The following is a 17,420-nucleotide window of genomic DNA, read 5'->3' on the forward strand; positions in this document are numbered from 1 at the left end:
CTGCTGACCATCAAAGCGATCCCGCATAAAAAAATTTTTAGCCACCAGCACTTTTTTTGACCCATAACGGGCAAAATCGTGGTAGAATATCTTGATTCACAATATGCTGAATCATTAGTGATGTGTCATTTATCACACCACATAACTTTACGATGCGGAGGCGCACAAGCATGGGATACTTATACTTAGGCATTGCTATCACGGGGGAACTCGTGGGCACGAATTTGTTAAAGGCTTCGGCCGGATTCACGCGGTTGTTTTTCACAATGGGGAGTTTAGCGGCGTATGTACTTTGCTTTTATTTCTTATCGTTAGCCATTAAAACGATTAACCTGAATATCGCCTATGCCTTGTGGGCCGGCGTCGGCATCGTGGCCACCACCGCATTATCCGTGCTGGTCTGGCACGAGCAGCTCAACCCGGTGATTATCTTTGGGATTGGGTTTATCGTAGTGGGCACCATTCTGTTAAACATCAACGTAAGCTAACACTTATAAAACCAGTAAAAGAGCAACGCCCGGCAGCAGGGGCGTTGCTCTTTTTTAGGAAGTGAACCCAAAGTTAGTTCCCTTGAAAGGGATTGGACCAGCGCCATGCCCGCACTTCGGGAATATCCCGACCGTATTCGCGGATGTAATCATGGTGCTTCTGGAGTAACTGATTCATCTGGTGGTCGAAGTCCTGCGCTTGGGTCGCAAACGCCGTCTTGTGGATGGCTGACTTCGCCAGGTGGAACCGGTCTAGTTCGTTTAACACCCGCATATCGAACGGCGTGGTAATGTCCCCGTTTTCACGGTAACCGTGGAAGTCGATATTGTGGTTGTGCCGGGCGTAAACCAGACCTCTAAACGTATTTTCAAAGCCGTGGAAGGCGAAGATTACCGGCGCATCCGTGGTAAAGTAGCGGTCAAATTCCGCATCCGTCAGACCACGACTGTCTTGGTCCGCCCCCGCCGGCCGGAGTTTCAAGATATCCACCACGTTGACGAAGCGTACCCGCAACTTCGGAAAGGCTTGGTGCAAAAGGTCGATGGCCGCCAAGCATTCCATGGTGGCCTCCGTTCCGGCCGCCGCAAATACCACGTCGGGATGACCTTCATCGTTAGACGCCCACGGAATGATGCCCAGGCCTTGGTGGACCAGCGTTTGCGCTTCGTCTAAGCTGAACCACTGGGGCCGAGGGTGCTTCGATGCCACGATCAAATTGATTTTTTCGCGCACGGTCAAGGCCTTGTGCATCACGGCCAATAACGAGTTGGCGTCGGCCGGGATGTATTCGTTCACCAGTTCGTGGCCCTTTTCCGCCAGGTGACCCAGCATGCCGGGATCTTGGTGCGTGTACCCGTTATGGTCCTGCTGGAAGGCGTGCGAGACGTTCATGATGTTCAATGACGGGTAATCGTGCCGCCAAGGTTGTTCGGACGCCTTACGCAACCACTTGTAGTGCTGCGTCAACATCGAGTCGATGACCCGGGTAAACGCCTCGTAGGAAGCAAAGAAGCCGTGCCGACCACTCAACACATATCCCTCTAACCAGCCCTCTGCTTGGTGTTCCGACAACTGCGCGTCCAGGACCCGACCCGCGGGGGCCATGTCCTCGTCATTGGGTTCTTGAATCGGTTCTAGCCACTGCCGTTTACCGTAGTCCAGCATACTGAAGAATTTGTTGGACTTGGTTTCGTCGGGGCCAAACGCCCGGAACGTGGACGCGTTGGTCTTCATGGCCTGGGTCAACATTTTCGCTAAGACCTCGGTATCCTGGGCGTCTTGAGCCCCCGGTCGGTCGATCTGCACCGCGTAAGGTTGAAGATCCGGCAACTTCAGTGGTTGTGGGGACAACCCGCCGTTCACGATTGGGTTCATCGCCATGCGTTGCGTCCCCCGCGGCGTGGTGGCCTGAATGTCGGCGTTGAGCGCGCCATTTTCATCAAACAGGGTCCCTGGGTGATACGACCGTAACCAGTTGACCAGCAGATCCTGATTTTCCATGTGCGTCGCGTCCACCGGGATCGGCACCTGGTGCGCCCGGAACGACCCAGCGATTGGCAGGTGATCCAGGTCGTATTGCGGTCCCGTCCACCCCTTAGGCGACCGCAGGATCAGGAGCGGCCAGGTCGGTAGCGTCTCGTCGTGGGTTCGGCGCGCTTTGGTCTGAATGGCTTGAATCTGTTCCACGATGCGGTCCATGGTTTGCGCCATGCGCTCGTGCACCGCCATCTCGTCGCTACGTTGACCGTCCGTTTCAACGAAATAGGGTTGCCAGCCTAAGCCTTCGAAGTAGTCGTTCAATTCTTGGTCCGTCATCCGCGATAAGATCGTCGGGTTCGAAATCTTAAAGCCGTTGAGGTTCAGCATCGGCAAAATGGCGCCGTCGTTGACCGGATTGATAAATTTATTAGAGAACCACGAGGTGGCTAACGGACCGGTCTCGGCCTCGCCGTCACCAATTTCCACGGCCGCAATCTGATTCGGATTGTCCAAGATGGCGCCAACCCCGTGCGAGATGGAATAGCCCAGTTCGCCCCCTTCGTGCATGGACCCCGGCGTTTCTGGTGCCGCGTGAGATGCCACCCCACCGGGGAACGAGAACTGCTTGAACAGGCGTTGAAGCCCCGTGGTGTCCCGCGTGATTCGAGGATAAATTTCGCTATAACTGCCGTCCAGGTAGGAATTGGAAACCATCACCTGGCCCCCGTGACCGGAACCCTCGATGTAAAACATCTTCAGGTTGTACTTCTTGATGACCCGGTTCAGGTGCGCGTACATGAAGTTCTGCGAGGCAATGGTTCCCCAGTGCCCAATGGGTTTAAACTTCACGTCATCGGCCCGCAACTCGCGTCTTAACAAAGGATTGTCGCGTAAATATAACTGGCCCACCGAAATGTAATTTGCCGCACGCCAATACTTGTCAACCAGCGTCAAATAGTCTCGTGAATCAAAATCAGTCATGCTAAAGCCCTCCTTGTTTAACCGTTTTGCAAATTGGAGCGACCCAATTGCAATTGATGGCTTTAGTTTAAGCGCAAACCCCAAGAACCACAAGGCTTTGGCGATTCCGATCCTTTATATCGGTCTATAAATTATTTTTATCGATAGGTCCTAATCAGTCGTCAACATTGATTGAAGGGCCTGATAAACCGCGCGCAACTGGCCGTCTAGCACCACGTCGGCCTGGTTAGATAACAGGTAAAATTGCCGGTCGAAATGGGCGCCTAGGGGGTGCGCCGTGACGCCCGCGGGAACCAGGCGTTGGGAGACCACCGTCTGCCCCATCCCCCGTTGGACCAGGGACAAAATCAGGTTGACGTTGTCAATTTCAATCAGTTGTTGGGGCACAATGCCCGCTTCTTGCAGGTACTGGTGAGTGTATTGATAAGTCCCCGACCCCCGCTCACGGGTCAACCAGATGCCCGTGTCTTCACCGATGCGCACCAGTTGGTCGTGCATCACCGCCACCCGTTCGATACCGTTCGCCACCACCGGTTTTTCGATCAACCCAATTTGGAGTTGGTGGGCTTGGAGCTGTTGTAAGACCTGTTGGGAATTCATCATCTTGATGCGTAACGCCGCCTGGGGAAACTGCGCGTGTAGCTGCGGAACCAGATCCGGCAAGAGGGTCAGTGCAATCGTCTGTGAGGCGCCCAGGACCACCATCAACGACTTCTGCTGGGTGGTGGCTTCCAGCTTGCGAGTCGTGGTTTGCCACGTGGCTAATAGCTGGGTCGAATCGGCGTACAGGATTTGCGCCGCCGTGGTGGGTTCGACGTCGTGATTGCCACTGCGTTGGAAGAGCTGCACGCCTAGTTGGGCTTCCAGTTGTTTGATTTGGTGGGAAATGGTCGGTTGGGTCACGAAGAGTTGGGCGGCCGTTAGCGAAAAACTCCGGGTCTCGTACACCAAGCGGAAGGTCTTGAGATAGTTAAACATGGGCGGCTGCCTCCCCGTTAGCCGACGCAAACGTTCGTTTAAACCACAAGGCGTCGGCCGGATCGTGGTCGCTCGCCACGTCACCGGTCGCTGCGACTGGTTGAAAGCCCAACTTAGCTAAGACCCGTTGTGATTGATGATTCTCCGGCAGACAATCCGCGTATAAATTGGTCAAGCTACCGCCCTCGCGCCGGATCAACGTCCAGCTGGCACTGACTGCGGCCGCCATGTAGCCGTGCCCCCAGGCGTTGGGTTCCAGGAAGTACCCCAGATCGTACGTGGCCGGCTGGTCCTGGTGCGGGTAGTACAGAATGGCGCCGATAAAGTGGTGTTCAACCCGGTCGACCACCGCGAAGGCGTAGGGGCTGTGGCGGTCCTTTTCAAACCAGTAAGCTAATAAGTCCGGCGCCGTACTGCTGGTGGCCCCGTTCGCGGTCGCCATCACGGGATAGGCCAGGATGCGCTGGTAGTCCGCCAGGTCGCTTTCGACCAGGTTGCGCACCCGCAACCGCTGTGTGTCTTCAATCATGGAGATGCCCTCTTTCGTCAGTGTGAATGTCCCCATTATACCGCGTGCGATCCCCGCGCCCGGCGGAATCAGTTGCGAAATTTCAAGCGAACAATTATAGTTGGACTTAACTTTAAGTCTAGAAAGTAGGTAATCCCATGCCCTATTCCATTGGTCAGGTGGCTAAACGCCTCGACATCAGTACGTACACCCTGCGCTATTACGACAAGGAAGGCTTACTCCCCTTCGTCGACCGCAACGCCGCGGGCCGGCGCGTCTTCAAGGACGCCGACTTCAACTATTTAGAAACCATCAGCTGTTTAAAGGAAGCCGGCTTACCGGTCAAACAAATCGGCACGTTTATCGACCTGTGCCTGGCCGGTGACCGAACACTCGACGAACGGTACGACTTCTTGGCCGAACAGGAACAAGCGCTCGAGGAAAAAATGGCGGCGCTCCAACACACCATGGACTTCCTGCGTTGGAAGAAGTGGTACTACAAGCGCGCCATTCAAGCGGGGACGGAAACCGTCAACTACCTGCCGGACACCACGCAGACCGACCCGGCCTTGCGCGAAAAATTCAACCAACTGGTCGCCGACGGGGCGGACCCCCAAGACTTGGGGCACCTCGACCGGTAACCAAAAAAGACGCCGCAATCGGCGTCTTTTTTAAGTGCAACCAGTGAGCGGTTGTTGTCTATCCGCAAAATGGACTAAAACTCAGCAACCAACGGGGCATATCAGCCCGGGGGAGTCGTCGATTGCTGAATCAAGCTCATTCAGTGTAAGCGTTAGAGTCGACTCTAAGTCAAGGGAACGGCCGCTTTTTTGCACGGCGTACTCACGTCCCGCTGACCGCCGTTGACAGAAATCCACCCGTCCCCCACACTAGAGATAACACTTCAGAAAAAAGGAGGCCGGGTATCGTGACCTGGGCGTTAATTGCGTTTCCCGCTTTACTTGCCGGTCTGGTTCAAGGCCTGACCGGCTTCGGGGCGGTCATCATCATGATGATTTTCTTCCCGGCGATCCTGCCCATCGCGCAGGCCGCCGGGATCGGTGGCGTCATCATGCTCACCAGCGTTTTGGGGCTGACCATCCGCTACCGCCACCACGTTCAGCTCAAGCGACTCATCGTGCCGTTTCTGGTCTACGCCACGGTGGCCACCTGGTCGGTCCATTTAGGCCACGTGTTAGACACCCATCTCTTACGGATGATGCTGGGCGGGCTGTTGGTCGCGTTGAGCCTATACTTCACGTTCGCCAAAAACGCCGGCGCACGCCGCTATCCCTGGTACGTCGCCGGGATTTTCATGATCATCTCCGGCTTTTTCAACGGGCTGTTCGGCATCGGTGGGCCACTGATGGCGCTCTACTACCTCTCGTTGTCCAAATCCATGCCGGAATACATCGGCAACATTCAGGGCTTCTTTCTGATCGATACTTTCTACATCGCCAGCGTCCGGGTGGCCAACGGCATCTTAACGGTCCACGACATCCCCTACATCCTGGTGGGGATGGTCGCCGCCAGTCTGGGCACCATGCTGGCCGCACGTTTATTGACTCGGCTGGACGGAAACACCATCAAAAAATGGATCTACGGCTTCATCGGGTTAAGCGGTATCTACTATCTCTTCTTCTAAGTCCCGCGCGTCACGGCAGAATTGCCGTGGCGTTTTTTTGCAGGCCGTAACAGGCTAAATGGTTGCGTTGGGGGATTATTTTCGGTACGTTTATCCTATAAAATACTGCAAGGAGGAATCATTGATGACTTACGATTACGATGTCTTATACATTGGGGGCGGGCACGCCGCTCACGATGGCGCCGCACCGCTGGCCGCCAGTGGGCAACGGGTCGCCGTGGTCGAACGCGATTTAATGGGCGGGACCTGTACCAACTACGGCTGTAACGCCAAAATCACGCTCGACGAGGCCGTGAAATTGACCCGCGAGCGGGCCCGGGTCGGCCAAATCGTCGATGGGCCGTTGACCATGAACTGGGCCCAGAGTCAGGCGCACAAACGGGCCGTCATCGATCCCCAGCCCCAAGAACTCATCGACAAACTCACCAGTCACGGTGCCACCGTCATCACCGGGAGCGCCCGCTTCAAGGATGCCCACACCGTGACCATCAACGGAACCCGCGACGTTACCGCCGAAAAAATCGTCATTGCGACCGGGCTGGTGCCCCACCGCCTGGCCATTCCGGGCAGTGAGCTCGCCCACGATAGCCGCGACTTTCTGGATTTAGACCACCTACCGGCCCACCTGACCATCGTGGGTAGTGGCTATATCAGTTTAGAGTTCGCCACCATCGCCAACGCGGCCGGGGCCGCCGTCACCATCCTCTTGCACGGCGACACGGTATTGCGCCACTTCTACCAACCTTACGTCCAACTGGTGGTCGCCGACCTCAAACGCCGGGGTGTCACCTTCATTGCTAACGCCAACGTGCAGGCCTTCACCCGCGATCAAACGGGCTACGGTGTCGATTACGGCGACCACCAACACCTCACGACCCACTGGATCTTAGACGCCACGGGGCGGGTCCCCCACCTCGACGACTTAGGACTAGAAACCGTGGGCGTGCAGTTCGATCGCCACGGCATCACGGTCAACGACCATTTACAGACCACGGTACCCAATATTTATGCGGCCGGCGACGTGATTGCCAGCGACCAGCCCAAGCTGACCCCGACCGCGACCTTCGAATCGAAATACCTCACCCAGCTGTTTACCGGCCAGACCTCCGCGCCCATTGATTTTCCGGTGATTCCGTCGGTGGTCTTCACCTCGCCACGAATCGCGCAGGCCGGCGTCACGGTCAATGAAGCCCAACAGCGGGGACTGTCCATCACCCACAACGACCTGGAAACCTACTGGTACTACCGCATCGACCGCGAACCCCTCGTGAAGAGTACCCAGATTCACGACGCCCAGGGTCATCTGGTAGGCGTCACCGAGGTCAGCGACCAGGCACCGGACGTGATCAACACCCTGTTGCCCGCCATCGAATTTCAGTTCAACCGCGACCAGATCAACCGACTGGTCGGCCTCTTCCCGACCATGGGCTACGCCGCTTGGCACCGGGCTTAACCTCACTTTAAAATTCAAAATGACGAATCCAGCCGTGAAATGAGCTGGATTCGTCATTTTTTAAGTTCTGATTCTAGTCAAAGGCCTTGCGCACGCGGGCCTGTAAGTCCGGCACCACGTCGGTCTGGAACCACGGGTTGCGTTTCTGCCAACCGTAGTTCAACGGCGACGGGTGCACCAGCGGGAAGAACTCCGGTAAGTAATCGGTGTAGTGCTGCACCGTAGCGGTCAAGGTCTTGTAGCGCTTGCGACCCAGGTAATACTTGATGGCGTACTGGCCCACTAATAATTTCAGTTGAACGTTGGGCATTTGCGCCAACAACGGGTCGTGCCACTTTTCGGCAAAGCCCTTGCGCGGTGGCAGGTCACCACTCTTGCCCTTCCCCGGATAGTAGAAGTCCAGCGGCATCACGGCCACCTTATCGCTATCGTAGAATTCTTCGCGGGTGACGCCCATCCATTCGCGCAGGCGTTTGCCGCTGGCATCGTTGAAATAGGTCGCGGTGTCCTGGGCGATGCGGCCCGGCGCCTGACTGATCACTAAAATGGTCGCGCTGGGGAGAACGTGAAAGAGCGGGTCCCAGCCCTTAGCGGTGAACTCGGCGTTGGCCGGGTCGTCTTTGATGGCTTGTTTGATACTGGCAACGGTTGGCATGCTAAAAACCTCCTGGGTGAACTACTCGGCCGTAAACGACCGAGCTTCTGGGAACATTAAGGAGTGTTTAGGCTGTTATGTCGGTATTCCGAGTACCTAACTCACAGAACTTAACTCTTTTACCAAGGCTAGTCCCTAGCCTGATGGTTCTTATTGGACCGCTTTTAGTCCTTTATGTAGGATATTAATGGCTGCATTGATATCACGATCATGGTGTGTCCCACACTTTGGACAAGTCCATTCACGAATTTCGAGTGGTTTCCTGCCACTTTGAAACCCACAGCTAGCACATTGTTGACTAGTATAGTTAGGACTCACCACAACGAGCTGTTTGCCATACCACTGGCACTTATACTCTAACATAGTTCGGAACTGGTGCCAGCTGGCATTGGCAATTGACTTAGCCAGGTGATGATTGTGCATCAGATTCTTGACTTTTAAATCCTCAATCACGATCACATCGTAGGCTTTGACCAACTTGGTCGTCAGCTTGCTCAAGTAGTCTTTACGCCGATTAGCGAGTTTACGCTGGTAGCGCGCTTTGATTTGCCTAGCTCGCTGCCAGTTTTTATAGTCATTGAGTTCCAACTCAATCAAGTGAGCTTTATTATGGTTCCACTGAATCACGTTGACCTTGGCTTGATGTTTGCGCCGATCGAACTTCCGTTGCCACGTAGTCCCTTGTTTTTCTTCCCAGAGCGCTTGAAATTTAGGATATTTCTGGCCGTCAGAGGTAATCACCAGGTCAGCTACGCCCAAATCGATACCCACTTGAGCCCCAGTTTTAGGAAGTGGCCTAGGCTCTGGGAATTCAACCTGTAAACTCAAATAGTAACGTCCCGTAGCGTCATGGCTAACAGTATATCGCTTAATTTGACCATCAACCAACTGACCTGTTTTACTAGTCTTGATACTACCAAGTTTTGGTAACTTGACGCGATGTTTAGCCAACACTAACTGTGTGCTAGCAGGAAAGCGGCCGGTGTACGCCTGTTTAGCTGACCGACGTGATTTAAAGTGTGGTTGACCCCCGCGATGTTTGAACAGCATCGAAAAAACCTGCGCTAACTGATGATTTACGACCTGCAGGCTCGTCGAATCACTCAGTTTGAGAAAGGGATATTCAATTTTGAGCGCTTTGAGCAAGTTGTTCATGCCGTATTCATTGATGAAGCGACTACTCGGGTTATTTTTATACCGCGCCTTAGCCATCGCTAACATTTGATTCCAGACAAAGCGATTATTGCCAAACAATTGCCATAGCTGGCCTTCTTGAGTTCGAGTCGGGTACAGACGCAGCTGGATGCCTTTCAACATCGAATCACCACCTTTAACGGAGCCTATCTCACGGTTGTTCAAGTAACTGTTCCAATGTCAGTATACAACTGCGTTACTAGTAATACGGTTTACAAGTACCCGAAAAGGTTAAGGCGATTCATCACGTCCTTAAAAGAACGTGTCTTCTCGCCCAAATATCAATAACTCATTAGGTCCATTCTACCGCAAACCTTGTTTCACGTGAAACATGAGATTCTTTGGTGCCCCCACCCGGAGTATGGTAGGATTAATTATTACATCGACGGAGGTGTTCTAGTTGAAGCCTAATTCAAAATTCATCCAGCGCCTACAACGGCTCATGATCGGGCGCTACGGTCAAAACGACACGCTCAACCGCGTCCTAAACGGCTTAGCCATCATCCTCTTAATCCTGAGTTTCTGGGGAAAATACGCCGGTTGGTTCTTCTTAGCGGGCACGCTCCTCATCGCCGTGAGTTACTGGCGGCTGTTCTCCCGTAAGATCTACCGTCAGGTCGCAATAAACCGCAGCTTTCAACGGTTCTGGTTCGCTTTGATGCGACCGTTCAGCCGGTTGACCTACCAAATCAAGCAACACTGGCGTTACCGGTTTTTCCACTGTGCGCAGTGTCACCAACGGATTCGGATTCCGCGTCACCACGGACACGTGCGGGTCACCTGTCCCAAGTGCGGCCACCAGTTCGACGCGCGCACCTAATTTTGGCAACGTCCCGTCACCGGGCGTTGCCCTTCGTTGAGTATCAGACTCGGCGTTTCATTAACCACCTTAAAAGGGAAACTCAATCGTCCGACCGACGAGCGAGTTTCCCTTTTTTAACGCTGCCACCGGCGAGCCAACAGGCCGCTACGTCGATTCCCGTTTCCCCGCCAAGTGTGCTATATTTTAGGGCAGAGACCCAAAACGATGGAGGTACTGAAATGAGTTATCGGACTTTACTGTTTGACCTGGATCAAACCCTCTTTGACACGGACACCAACGCCCAAAACGCCCTGCGCAAGATGACGTTACCCTTCGCCTTTCACTTTGGCCCGGACGAAGTCACCTACTGGCACAACCTGCAATTCGCGATGTGGGGCGACCTGGAACAAAAGAAGCTGACCCGTGACGAGCTGGTCAACACCCGCTTTGCCCGCTTCTTCGCCCACTACGGCATTACCGTCGACGGCGTGCCCTACGAGCAACAGTTCCGCCGGTTGTTCTACGCGGAACACGCCCTGATGCCCCATGTGCGCGAGGTCTTGACCCAGCTCAAGCCGGACTACCACCTGGTCGTGATTTCCAACGAAGTCCGCGCTAAGCAAACCCAGCAACTGACCGACTCCCAAATCGCCCCGTTCTTCGAGCAAATGTTTCTGGCCGAAGACGTCGGTTACAGTAAGCCCGACCGGCGTTTCTTTGACACGGTCGAGGCCCAGCTTCCTGACGTCGACCCGGCCGATTTACTGGTGATTGGCGATTCCCTGACGGCCGACATTCAGGGCGCCAACCACGCCGGACTTGATAGTGTATGGTTCAACCCGCAGGCTCAACCGGTAACGGCCGTGGCCACGCCGACCTACCAGGTTAGCAGTTTGACGCAAATTCCAGATCTACTGCATTAAAAAAACTGGCGCCCACTTTCCTTGCGGAGGTGGGCGCCAGTCGTCTATTCTGCTAGATTATTTCTTCAGTCGCTTGTAGTTGGCGTCGTAGAACTTACCGGCACGAATGTCGTCGGGCATCCCCGCGTATGGCGCTTCGTTGATCACGTCGTCGTTGTTCTGACCGGCATCACCCATGTAAGTGATTTTAGCCATTTCTGGCACCACCAGCTTCGGGTAAGTGGCATACTTTTCCCGGGATTCCTCCATCAAGTCGATGTGGTCGTTTTGGTAAGTGACCGTGATTTCGGGATGGTCCTGAACCCACTTGGGGAAGAAAATCGTGCCGTGCATCTTCTTTTCGTTAGGCAGGAAATCCAGAGCCACGTCGGTCCCGGTCGGTTCCGTCCAGGAAATCTTGTAGAGTCCCGGCGCCAGCATCACAATGTCAGCTTCCTGGTTTGTCACCCAGCGGCCGGCAACCATCCCGCCGTGAATCCGGTAATCCACGGTGTGGTCGTTCTTGGCGTACCATTCGTACTCCCACCCGTTATCGTAGGTGTAAATGAAGTGGGTTCCCAAAAAATCGTCTAAAGTTTTAAATTGCTTGTCAGCCATGTGTTCAAATCCTTTCTTTTTCAACATGTAATTAATTACATGTTTTAATTTACGATGATTACTATAAATCTCGGTCGCGGCAGAGTCAAGGATTATCTTGAACTTTTTGGTGGAAACTGGTTCAATGGGGAAGAGAATAACGGCCTCAAGGAGGTGTTTACCATCGGACAACGGAATCGACTCCAATACATTATTTTGGGTCTCCTCGGTCAGCAGGACCAGACCGGTTACGACCTGACCAAGGCCTTCGAACACGAAATCGGTGAGTTCTGGCAGGCCAGCCACAGCCAAATCTACCCCCAACTCCAGCGGTTGGAAACGGCCGGCGACATCACTCACCAGGACCAAATCACTGGCGAAAAACTCACCAAAAAGGTTTACCAGTTGACCGCCCAGGGACAAAAAAAGCTCGCCGCGTGGGTCAGCGAGCCCTCACCGGAACTCACCGCCACCAAGGACGAGTTTATTTTGAAACTGTACTTCATCAAATCGGCCAACGACCCGCGGCTGGGCCCCATGTTACGAGAACAAACACAACTCCACGCCGAACAGCTGGCACATTTACAGGAACGGCAACGGGAGGTCTTCCCCAACCAAGCCGCCATCGACGCGGCTTTCGGGCACTACCTCATCTTGGAACACGCCATTGAGCGGGAAAGCCACTACGTTGAATGGCTTCAACGGTATCAAACATTATCTAATAACCACTAATTAAAGGATTTCTGATCGTTAATCATCTGGTCAGAAGTCCTTTAATTATTAGGCCGGTAACGATCCCCTTCAAAATGCGCATTGGAATAGTGCCGGGCAAGGTGCTTCGTATGGTACGCGTAACCATCTGTCCAAATTCCAGCACCACTCGCTAACTGCAACGCCGGACGATACTTTCCCTCCAGGTAATTGCTGGTTCGCATATAGTAGTTTCCGGCACCGGCACCTTGGTACCAACCATAGGTCCAAATCCAATCCTCATCTTGATAATAAGCATGGGTCGCGATAATCCAACTAGGGTGTACCCGTTTAGCCCACGGTTTCCCGGTGAAGTAGACATTCTTTCGTGAATGTAGTCGTTGTGTGGTTCCCGCAGAGATCATCTGTTTCGCGGTAATTTTCACCCGATAATAGCGATGATTGTTGTAAGTGTACCAAGTTCCCCGAATAGATTTAGGAAACACTCTAAGTGTTCGGGTAGCATTAGCGGAAGCAACTGTTACCGGCGTCTCCACTCCCCCGATTCCTATCAGACTCATCCCTAAACTGCCTAAAAGTAACCATCGTTTAAACCTCATCGTACTCCTCCTTTAATTATCTCCAACCATGTTCAGTATAGTTATCCAATCTCCTTTCAGCTACTCCTTCGCCTTATAAATAATTTCGTATAAGAACTTTATTGAATTAAAAATCGCTCTTTGTTTTTAGATAATTACGGTCGATAACAAAAGTTAGGCACATTTTTGTAATCGGTTACATAATGACTTATACTAAACCTATCGAATCGAAACGGAGGGGTTTTCAATGACAGTAGCTATTCGTTATCAAACACGCAACGGCAACACCGAAGCGTTCGCTAAAGAAATTTCCGCAGTCGCCGGTGTACCGGCGGAAGACGTCAAGACGCCCGTCGATGAGGCCGACATCCTCTTCTTCGGCGGCGGGACCTATTTCATGCGGCCCGACAAGAGCGCCTCGGCCTTCATGGAGGGCCTGGACCCCGCTAAAATCAAGCACATCGCCTTCTTCACCACCTCGGGCGGCCCCGAAGCCGTGACCGACAAGGCGTTGACCAAGATTGCCGACGAAAAGGGCATTCCGGTCATCGGCCACTTCCACCAAGTCATGGGCGGTAAAGGGATGAAGATCCTGGGCAGCTCCGGCGGGGTCTTGAAAGACAACCAGGTCCAACTGGTTAAAGAATTTGCCGAAAAAATGTTAAAGGCTTAACGTCAAACGACCGAACACTTCGTCATGGGGTGTTCGGTCGTTTTTGGGTTAGTTTAGCGTTTGCGCCAAGCGGGCAACCCGTTGGCGAATCTGGTCGCGAACCTGCCGAAAGACGGCCAACTGTTGGGCCGCACTGCCCGTGGCCTGCGCCGGGTCCGCCAGCGGCCAATGGACCTTGCGCACGCTGGGTGGCGTCACGGGACAGCGGTCGCGCGCATCCCCACACAGTGTCACGACCACATCACAGTGCGCCAGGTAATCCGGATCGATCAGTTTAGACGTTTGCCCCGAGATGTCGACACCCACCTCGGCCATCACCCGCACGGCTTGCGGATTCAGCCCGTGCGTTTCAACCCCGGCGCTGGCGACTCGCCAAGTGGGCCCCAATAATTGACGGGCAAACCCTTCGGCCATTTGACTGCGACACGAGTTGCCGGTACACAGAAAGTAAACTTGTGGCATGGCTCCCAACTCCTTTTTACTGGTAACATAAGCCGTCTGGCCGGCCTTGTCAACGGGAGAATATGCTATAGTGAAACTAACAATTAAGGAGGTCGTTTTTGATGAAAGCTATCGTTGTGCGTCATCCGGGCGGACCGGAAGTGCTCGAGTATACCGATGTGCCCACGCCGACCGTCAAACCCGGTTGGACGTTGATCACGGTGCGTGGTTTCGGGGTCAACCACTCCGAGATCTTTACGCGCAAGGGCTTTTCGCCGTCGGTCACCTTCCCCCGGATTTTAGGCATCGAGGCCGTGGGAACGGTGGCAGCCACGTCGGCTCCCGACCGGTTTACCGTGGGCCAAACCGTGGTGTCCATCATGGGCGAAATGGGCCGGGCCTTCGACGGGGGCTACGCGGAAGCCGTACTCCTGCCGAACGACCAAATCTACCCGGTCCACACCACCCTCGATTGGGCCGACTTGGCGGCGGTCCCCGAGACCTTCTACACGGCGTTCGGCATCGTGGCCAGTCTGCGCGTTCAACCGCACGACCGGGTACTAATTCGGGCGGCCACCAGTGGCGTTGGCGTCGCGGCCTTTAAGCTGATCCGCGCCCTGGCCCCCCAGGCCACCATCGTGGGAACGACCCGGTCGGCCAAAAAGGTCGCCGCCCTCGAAGCACTAGGCTTTACCGAGGTGCTGGTCACACCAGACCCCCTCGACCTGCCAACTAACAGCGGCACTTTTGATAAAATCGTGGACCTGATTGGCGGCAAAGCTATCCGCGATTCCCTCCAACGCCTCAACGAATTTGGTATCGTGAATTCGACCGGTGAACTTGGCGGCGAATGGACCATTGACGGCTTCGACCCCATCACCGACATTCCCAACAATCGCTACCTGACCGGCTTTTCTTCCGGTGACGTGGCGCCCGACGCGCTGCAACACCTGTTGGACTTCATCACCGCGCACCACGTCGACGTGCACCCGGCAAAGGTCTTTGACCTGGCCCACACCGCCGATGCTCACCGGTACCTGGAAAGCGGGCAGAGCCTGGGCAAAGTCGTGGTCCTACCTTAACCTATCTAAATTGGAGGAACTGACCCATGAAATACGAATGGCGTAAACAAGAACGTGACCTGTACCTGCCCAAGGGCATCCAGGTCGTCAACGTCCCGCAAGTCCACTTTCTCACGCTCACGGGGCACGGCGATCCGAATCAACCGGCCTTTAGCGCGCAGATTCAGGCCCTGTACCCCGTGGCCTACGCGGTGCGCATGGCCCTGAAAAAGGGCGAATTCGGGACGCCCTACGAATACACGGTCTACCCGCTGGAGGGCGTCTGGACCACCACGGATGGCTCGCGTGACGCGACCCTGAATAAGGCCGCCCTGGCCTACACCATCATGCTGCGCCAACCGGACCAGGTCACCGCCGAACAGGTCCAACTCGCCATCGCGCGCACCCGGGACAAACATCCCAGTCCCTACCTGGACCAACTCCAATTCGTGACTTACACCGAAGGACGCTGCTTACAAGCCACCCACACCGGGTCCTTCGACACCGAGGGCACCACGTTCGCCGCGATGCGTGACTACCTGACCGCCCATCAGCTGACCACCCAAACCACGATGGGCGACTACCAACACCGCGAAATCTACCTGTCCGATTTTCGCCGGGTAGCCCCGGAACGCCGCAAGACCACGTTGCAGTGGCGGTTAGCTTAGCGGCCAATCGCACAGAGCGTGGTCTCGTCAAAAAAGGTGCCCTTTCGCTAAGGAAAGGACACCTTTTATTATTAATAACAAGGATTAATAATTATCGTGAGGCCGTCGGGGGCCGTCCCCGAACATGTCGCGCATGTTAGGACCTATGCCGCCGCGCATCCCCATGCCGCCCTCATGCCGGTGCATGCCGTGGCCGCGGTGTAAGACTTGGGCCTGTTCCATGAAGGCGCGGAAGTCCGCCGATTTGGCCCAATCGCTGGGTTGTTTGGCTTCAAGGTCCTTGAGCAACTTCTGGAGGATGTCGCGTAACTGGGCCTGTTCCGCCTCACTGAGCGTGGTGAACAGGGCCTCCGAGAAATCGTCCTTGGCCTTGTGCGCCGTTTCGAGGAACTTGTGGCCGGCCGTGGTCAGTGAAATCAACGCCACCCGCTTGTCGTCCGGTGACGCCTGGCGTTCGATCAACCCGGCGTCTTCCAGCTTAGCGACTAACGCGCTGACGGAACTGGGCCGAATATCGAGGTCCTCGACGATGTCGGAATTGGTCAGGTGATCGTGTTCGGTTAGTAGGTGTAGTAGTCGGAGTTGGTTGGAATTACGTTGGGGATCGCATTCATTCATGCGGGTGCTGCGCACGGCCGCGGAAACGAAGGCCCGTTGTTGAAACAGCCGACCAAAGAGGGTCAATAATGCTTGTGAGTCATAAGTCATTTGTGGTCACTCCCGTTTTATATTTAGTTAGATTCAAAACGTATTAACTAACTAAATGCAGTATACCCCGATAGTTAGTTTATGTCAAATCAAACTAACTAAAAAGCAGAAGACCCCACCCGACCAGCCCGTTCGTGGTAAACTGGTCCCAACTTCACTCACGAAAGGACTGACGCGGATGACCCCCATTAAACTCACGCCCGCTTTTATGGCGGTGCTGGACCAAAAGAACTTAACCACTAAAGACTTGGTGCTAATCGCCGATGACGGTGGCGGCAAGTACTCCCTGCAAGGCGGGGCCTGCACCATCGGCACCAACTTTACGTTAATTGTGCTCGATGCACCGGACCCGGACTACCCCGTAGCCATCGCGAACGACCAGGGCTTGCATCTCTGGTCGTCGGACTACGACCTCTACTTTCTCGGCGCCGGTCTGACCCTCGACGTGGCCCACCACAACATCTTGCTCAAAGACGACGCCGAACTGCTCGATAGCACGGTCAAAATTGCTCGCGGACAGGACGTCCTGGACGCCTTTCGGCAAGGCATCAAGCTCAGTGGTGACGGCTGTTAGGGCCTGTCTTAAAAGTATTCAGCGCCTCCGGACTAACCCGGTCAGCAATGGGCTGGAACGGAGCGGGCACGGCTTCAAGCCCGTAGCTCAGGTCTTGAAGACCGACCTTTGTCTAGGCTAGCAAAGAACGCCAGCCAACACTAGCCCATTTCCCTCCTGAGCCCGTTTCTGACTGGCCCTCCAGCTTACACGAGTTATAACAATAAATAAACTGGATTCTTTTCAGTAAAGGATAATGGATGATCATTTAAATCAGCGATTGAGTTTTAAGACAGGCCCTAGTGTTTCACGTGAAACAAGTCCAGCATAAAGGGGACGCTACC

General features: G+C 54.5%; 20 protein-coding genes. 11 read left to right on the forward strand and 9 right to left on the reverse strand.

The features are described from left to right. The first annotated feature begins 170 nt into the window (after positions 1-170). A complete protein-coding gene (locus tag FD38_RS01040) occupies positions 171-488 on the forward strand; it encodes a DMT family transporter (protein ID WP_057730357.1) in 318 nt (105 codons plus the stop codon). A gap of 73 nt (positions 489-561) precedes the next feature. On the opposite strand, the gene FD38_RS01045 is transcribed toward FD38_RS01040, so the two are convergent. From FD38_RS01045 to FD38_RS01055, 3 genes are all read right to left on the reverse strand, one after another. After that, entirely contained in the window at positions 562-2,949 is a 2,388-nt protein-coding gene (locus FD38_RS01045) for a phosphoketolase family protein (RefSeq protein WP_057730359.1), read from the reverse strand. Between the two features lie 150 nt (positions 2,950-3,099). Then, positions 3,100-3,927 (reverse strand): LysR family transcriptional regulator, encoded by an 828-nt coding sequence (locus FD38_RS01050; protein WP_057730360.1) that lies wholly within the window; start codon positions 3,925-3,927, stop codon positions 3,100-3,102. Then, positions 3,920-4,456, reverse strand: coding sequence for a GNAT family N-acetyltransferase (locus FD38_RS01055; RefSeq protein WP_057730362.1), 537 nt, complete (start codon positions 4,454-4,456; stop codon positions 3,920-3,922). The genes FD38_RS01050 and FD38_RS01055 overlap by 8 nt, the downstream gene beginning before the upstream one ends. A gap of 137 nt (positions 4,457-4,593) precedes the next feature. On the opposite strand from FD38_RS01055, the gene FD38_RS01060 reads away from it, so the two are divergent. The 3 genes from FD38_RS01060 to FD38_RS01070 all read left to right on the forward strand — a co-directional run bounded on the left by FD38_RS01060 (position 4,594) and on the right by FD38_RS01070 (position 7,533). Beyond that, positions 4,594-5,076 (forward strand): MerR family transcriptional regulator, encoded by a 483-nt coding sequence (locus FD38_RS01060; RefSeq protein ID WP_057730363.1) that lies wholly within the window; start codon positions 4,594-4,596, stop codon positions 5,074-5,076. Between the two features lie 287 nt (positions 5,077-5,363). After that, positions 5,364-6,080 (forward strand): sulfite exporter TauE/SafE family protein, encoded by a 717-nt coding sequence (locus FD38_RS01065; protein ID WP_057730364.1) that lies wholly within the window; start codon positions 5,364-5,366, stop codon positions 6,078-6,080. A 124-nt stretch (positions 6,081-6,204) separates the two neighbouring features. After that, positions 6,205-7,533 (forward strand): dihydrolipoyl dehydrogenase family protein, encoded by a 1,329-nt coding sequence (locus tag FD38_RS01070; protein WP_057730366.1) that lies wholly within the window; start codon positions 6,205-6,207, stop codon positions 7,531-7,533. Between the two features lie 73 nt (positions 7,534-7,606). Here the strand turns inward: FD38_RS01070 and FD38_RS01075 are convergent, their stop codons facing one another. Together FD38_RS01075 and FD38_RS01080 are read right to left on the reverse strand one after the other, a co-directional pair. Beyond that, a complete protein-coding gene (locus FD38_RS01075; RefSeq protein ID WP_057730368.1) occupies positions 7,607-8,188 on the reverse strand; it encodes a uracil-DNA glycosylase family protein in 582 nt (193 codons plus the stop codon). 150 nt (positions 8,189-8,338) lie between these two features. Then, a complete protein-coding gene (locus FD38_RS01080; RefSeq protein ID WP_057730369.1) occupies positions 8,339-9,505 on the reverse strand; it encodes an RNA-guided endonuclease TnpB family protein in 1,167 nt (388 codons plus the stop codon). A 277-nt stretch (positions 9,506-9,782) separates the two neighbouring features. Between FD38_RS01080 and FD38_RS01085 the strand changes: the two genes are divergently transcribed. Together FD38_RS01085 and FD38_RS01090 are read left to right on the forward strand one after the other, a co-directional pair. Next, a complete protein-coding gene (locus tag FD38_RS01085; protein ID WP_057730371.1) occupies positions 9,783-10,202 on the forward strand; it encodes a zinc ribbon domain-containing protein in 420 nt (139 codons plus the stop codon). A gap of 221 nt (positions 10,203-10,423) precedes the next feature. Beyond that, positions 10,424-11,107, forward strand: a complete 684-nt coding sequence (locus FD38_RS01090; protein WP_057730373.1) for a YjjG family noncanonical pyrimidine nucleotidase — start codon at positions 10,424-10,426, stop codon at positions 11,105-11,107. A gap of 57 nt (positions 11,108-11,164) precedes the next feature. On the opposite strand, the gene FD38_RS01095 is transcribed toward FD38_RS01090, so the two are convergent. Further along, entirely contained in the window at positions 11,165-11,704 is a 540-nt protein-coding gene (locus FD38_RS01095; RefSeq protein WP_057730374.1) for a phenolic acid decarboxylase, read from the reverse strand. A gap of 162 nt (positions 11,705-11,866) precedes the next feature. On the opposite strand from FD38_RS01095, the gene FD38_RS01100 reads away from it, so the two are divergent. Further along, entirely contained in the window at positions 11,867-12,415 is a 549-nt protein-coding gene (locus FD38_RS01100; protein WP_057730415.1) for a PadR family transcriptional regulator, read from the forward strand. 41 nt (positions 12,416-12,456) lie between these two features. Here the strand turns inward: FD38_RS01100 and FD38_RS01105 are convergent, their stop codons facing one another. Further along, a complete protein-coding gene (locus FD38_RS01105; protein WP_057730376.1) occupies positions 12,457-12,993 on the reverse strand; it encodes a hypothetical protein in 537 nt (178 codons plus the stop codon). A 226-nt stretch (positions 12,994-13,219) separates the two neighbouring features. On the opposite strand from FD38_RS01105, the gene FD38_RS01110 reads away from it, so the two are divergent. Next, entirely contained in the window at positions 13,220-13,645 is a 426-nt protein-coding gene (locus tag FD38_RS01110) for an NADPH-dependent FMN reductase family protein (RefSeq protein ID WP_057730378.1), read from the forward strand. A gap of 48 nt (positions 13,646-13,693) precedes the next feature. Here the strand turns inward: FD38_RS01110 and arsC are convergent, their stop codons facing one another. Then, complete coding sequence (gene arsC / locus FD38_RS01115; protein ID WP_057730380.1) at positions 13,694-14,107, reverse strand: arsenate reductase (thioredoxin); 414 nt, start codon at positions 14,105-14,107, stop codon at positions 13,694-13,696. Positions 14,108-14,208: 101 nt separating this feature from the next. Between arsC and FD38_RS01120 the strand changes: the two genes are divergently transcribed. After that, on the forward strand, positions 14,209-15,168 hold the full coding sequence (locus FD38_RS01120; protein ID WP_057730381.1) for a zinc-binding dehydrogenase: 960 nt from the start codon (positions 14,209-14,211) through the stop codon (positions 15,166-15,168). Positions 15,169-15,194: 26 nt separating this feature from the next. Then, positions 15,195-15,815, forward strand: a complete 621-nt coding sequence (locus FD38_RS01125) for a GyrI-like domain-containing protein (protein ID WP_057730383.1) — start codon at positions 15,195-15,197, stop codon at positions 15,813-15,815. Between the two features lie 84 nt (positions 15,816-15,899). Here FD38_RS01125 and FD38_RS01130 read toward each other — a convergent pair whose 3' ends face one another. After that, entirely contained in the window at positions 15,900-16,523 is a 624-nt protein-coding gene (locus tag FD38_RS01130; protein ID WP_057730385.1) for a MarR family winged helix-turn-helix transcriptional regulator, read from the reverse strand. 178 nt (positions 16,524-16,701) lie between these two features. On the opposite strand from FD38_RS01130, the gene FD38_RS01135 reads away from it, so the two are divergent. Continuing rightward, positions 16,702-17,097, forward strand: a complete 396-nt coding sequence (locus FD38_RS01135; RefSeq protein WP_057730386.1) for an iron-sulfur cluster biosynthesis family protein — start codon at positions 16,702-16,704, stop codon at positions 17,095-17,097. Positions 17,098-17,420: the final 323 nt, after the last annotated feature.

Origin of the sequence: Levilactobacillus zymae DSM 19395 (assembly GCF_001434115.1) — a bacterium.
Taxonomy (GTDB): domain Bacteria; phylum Bacillota; class Bacilli; order Lactobacillales; family Lactobacillaceae; genus Levilactobacillus; species Levilactobacillus zymae.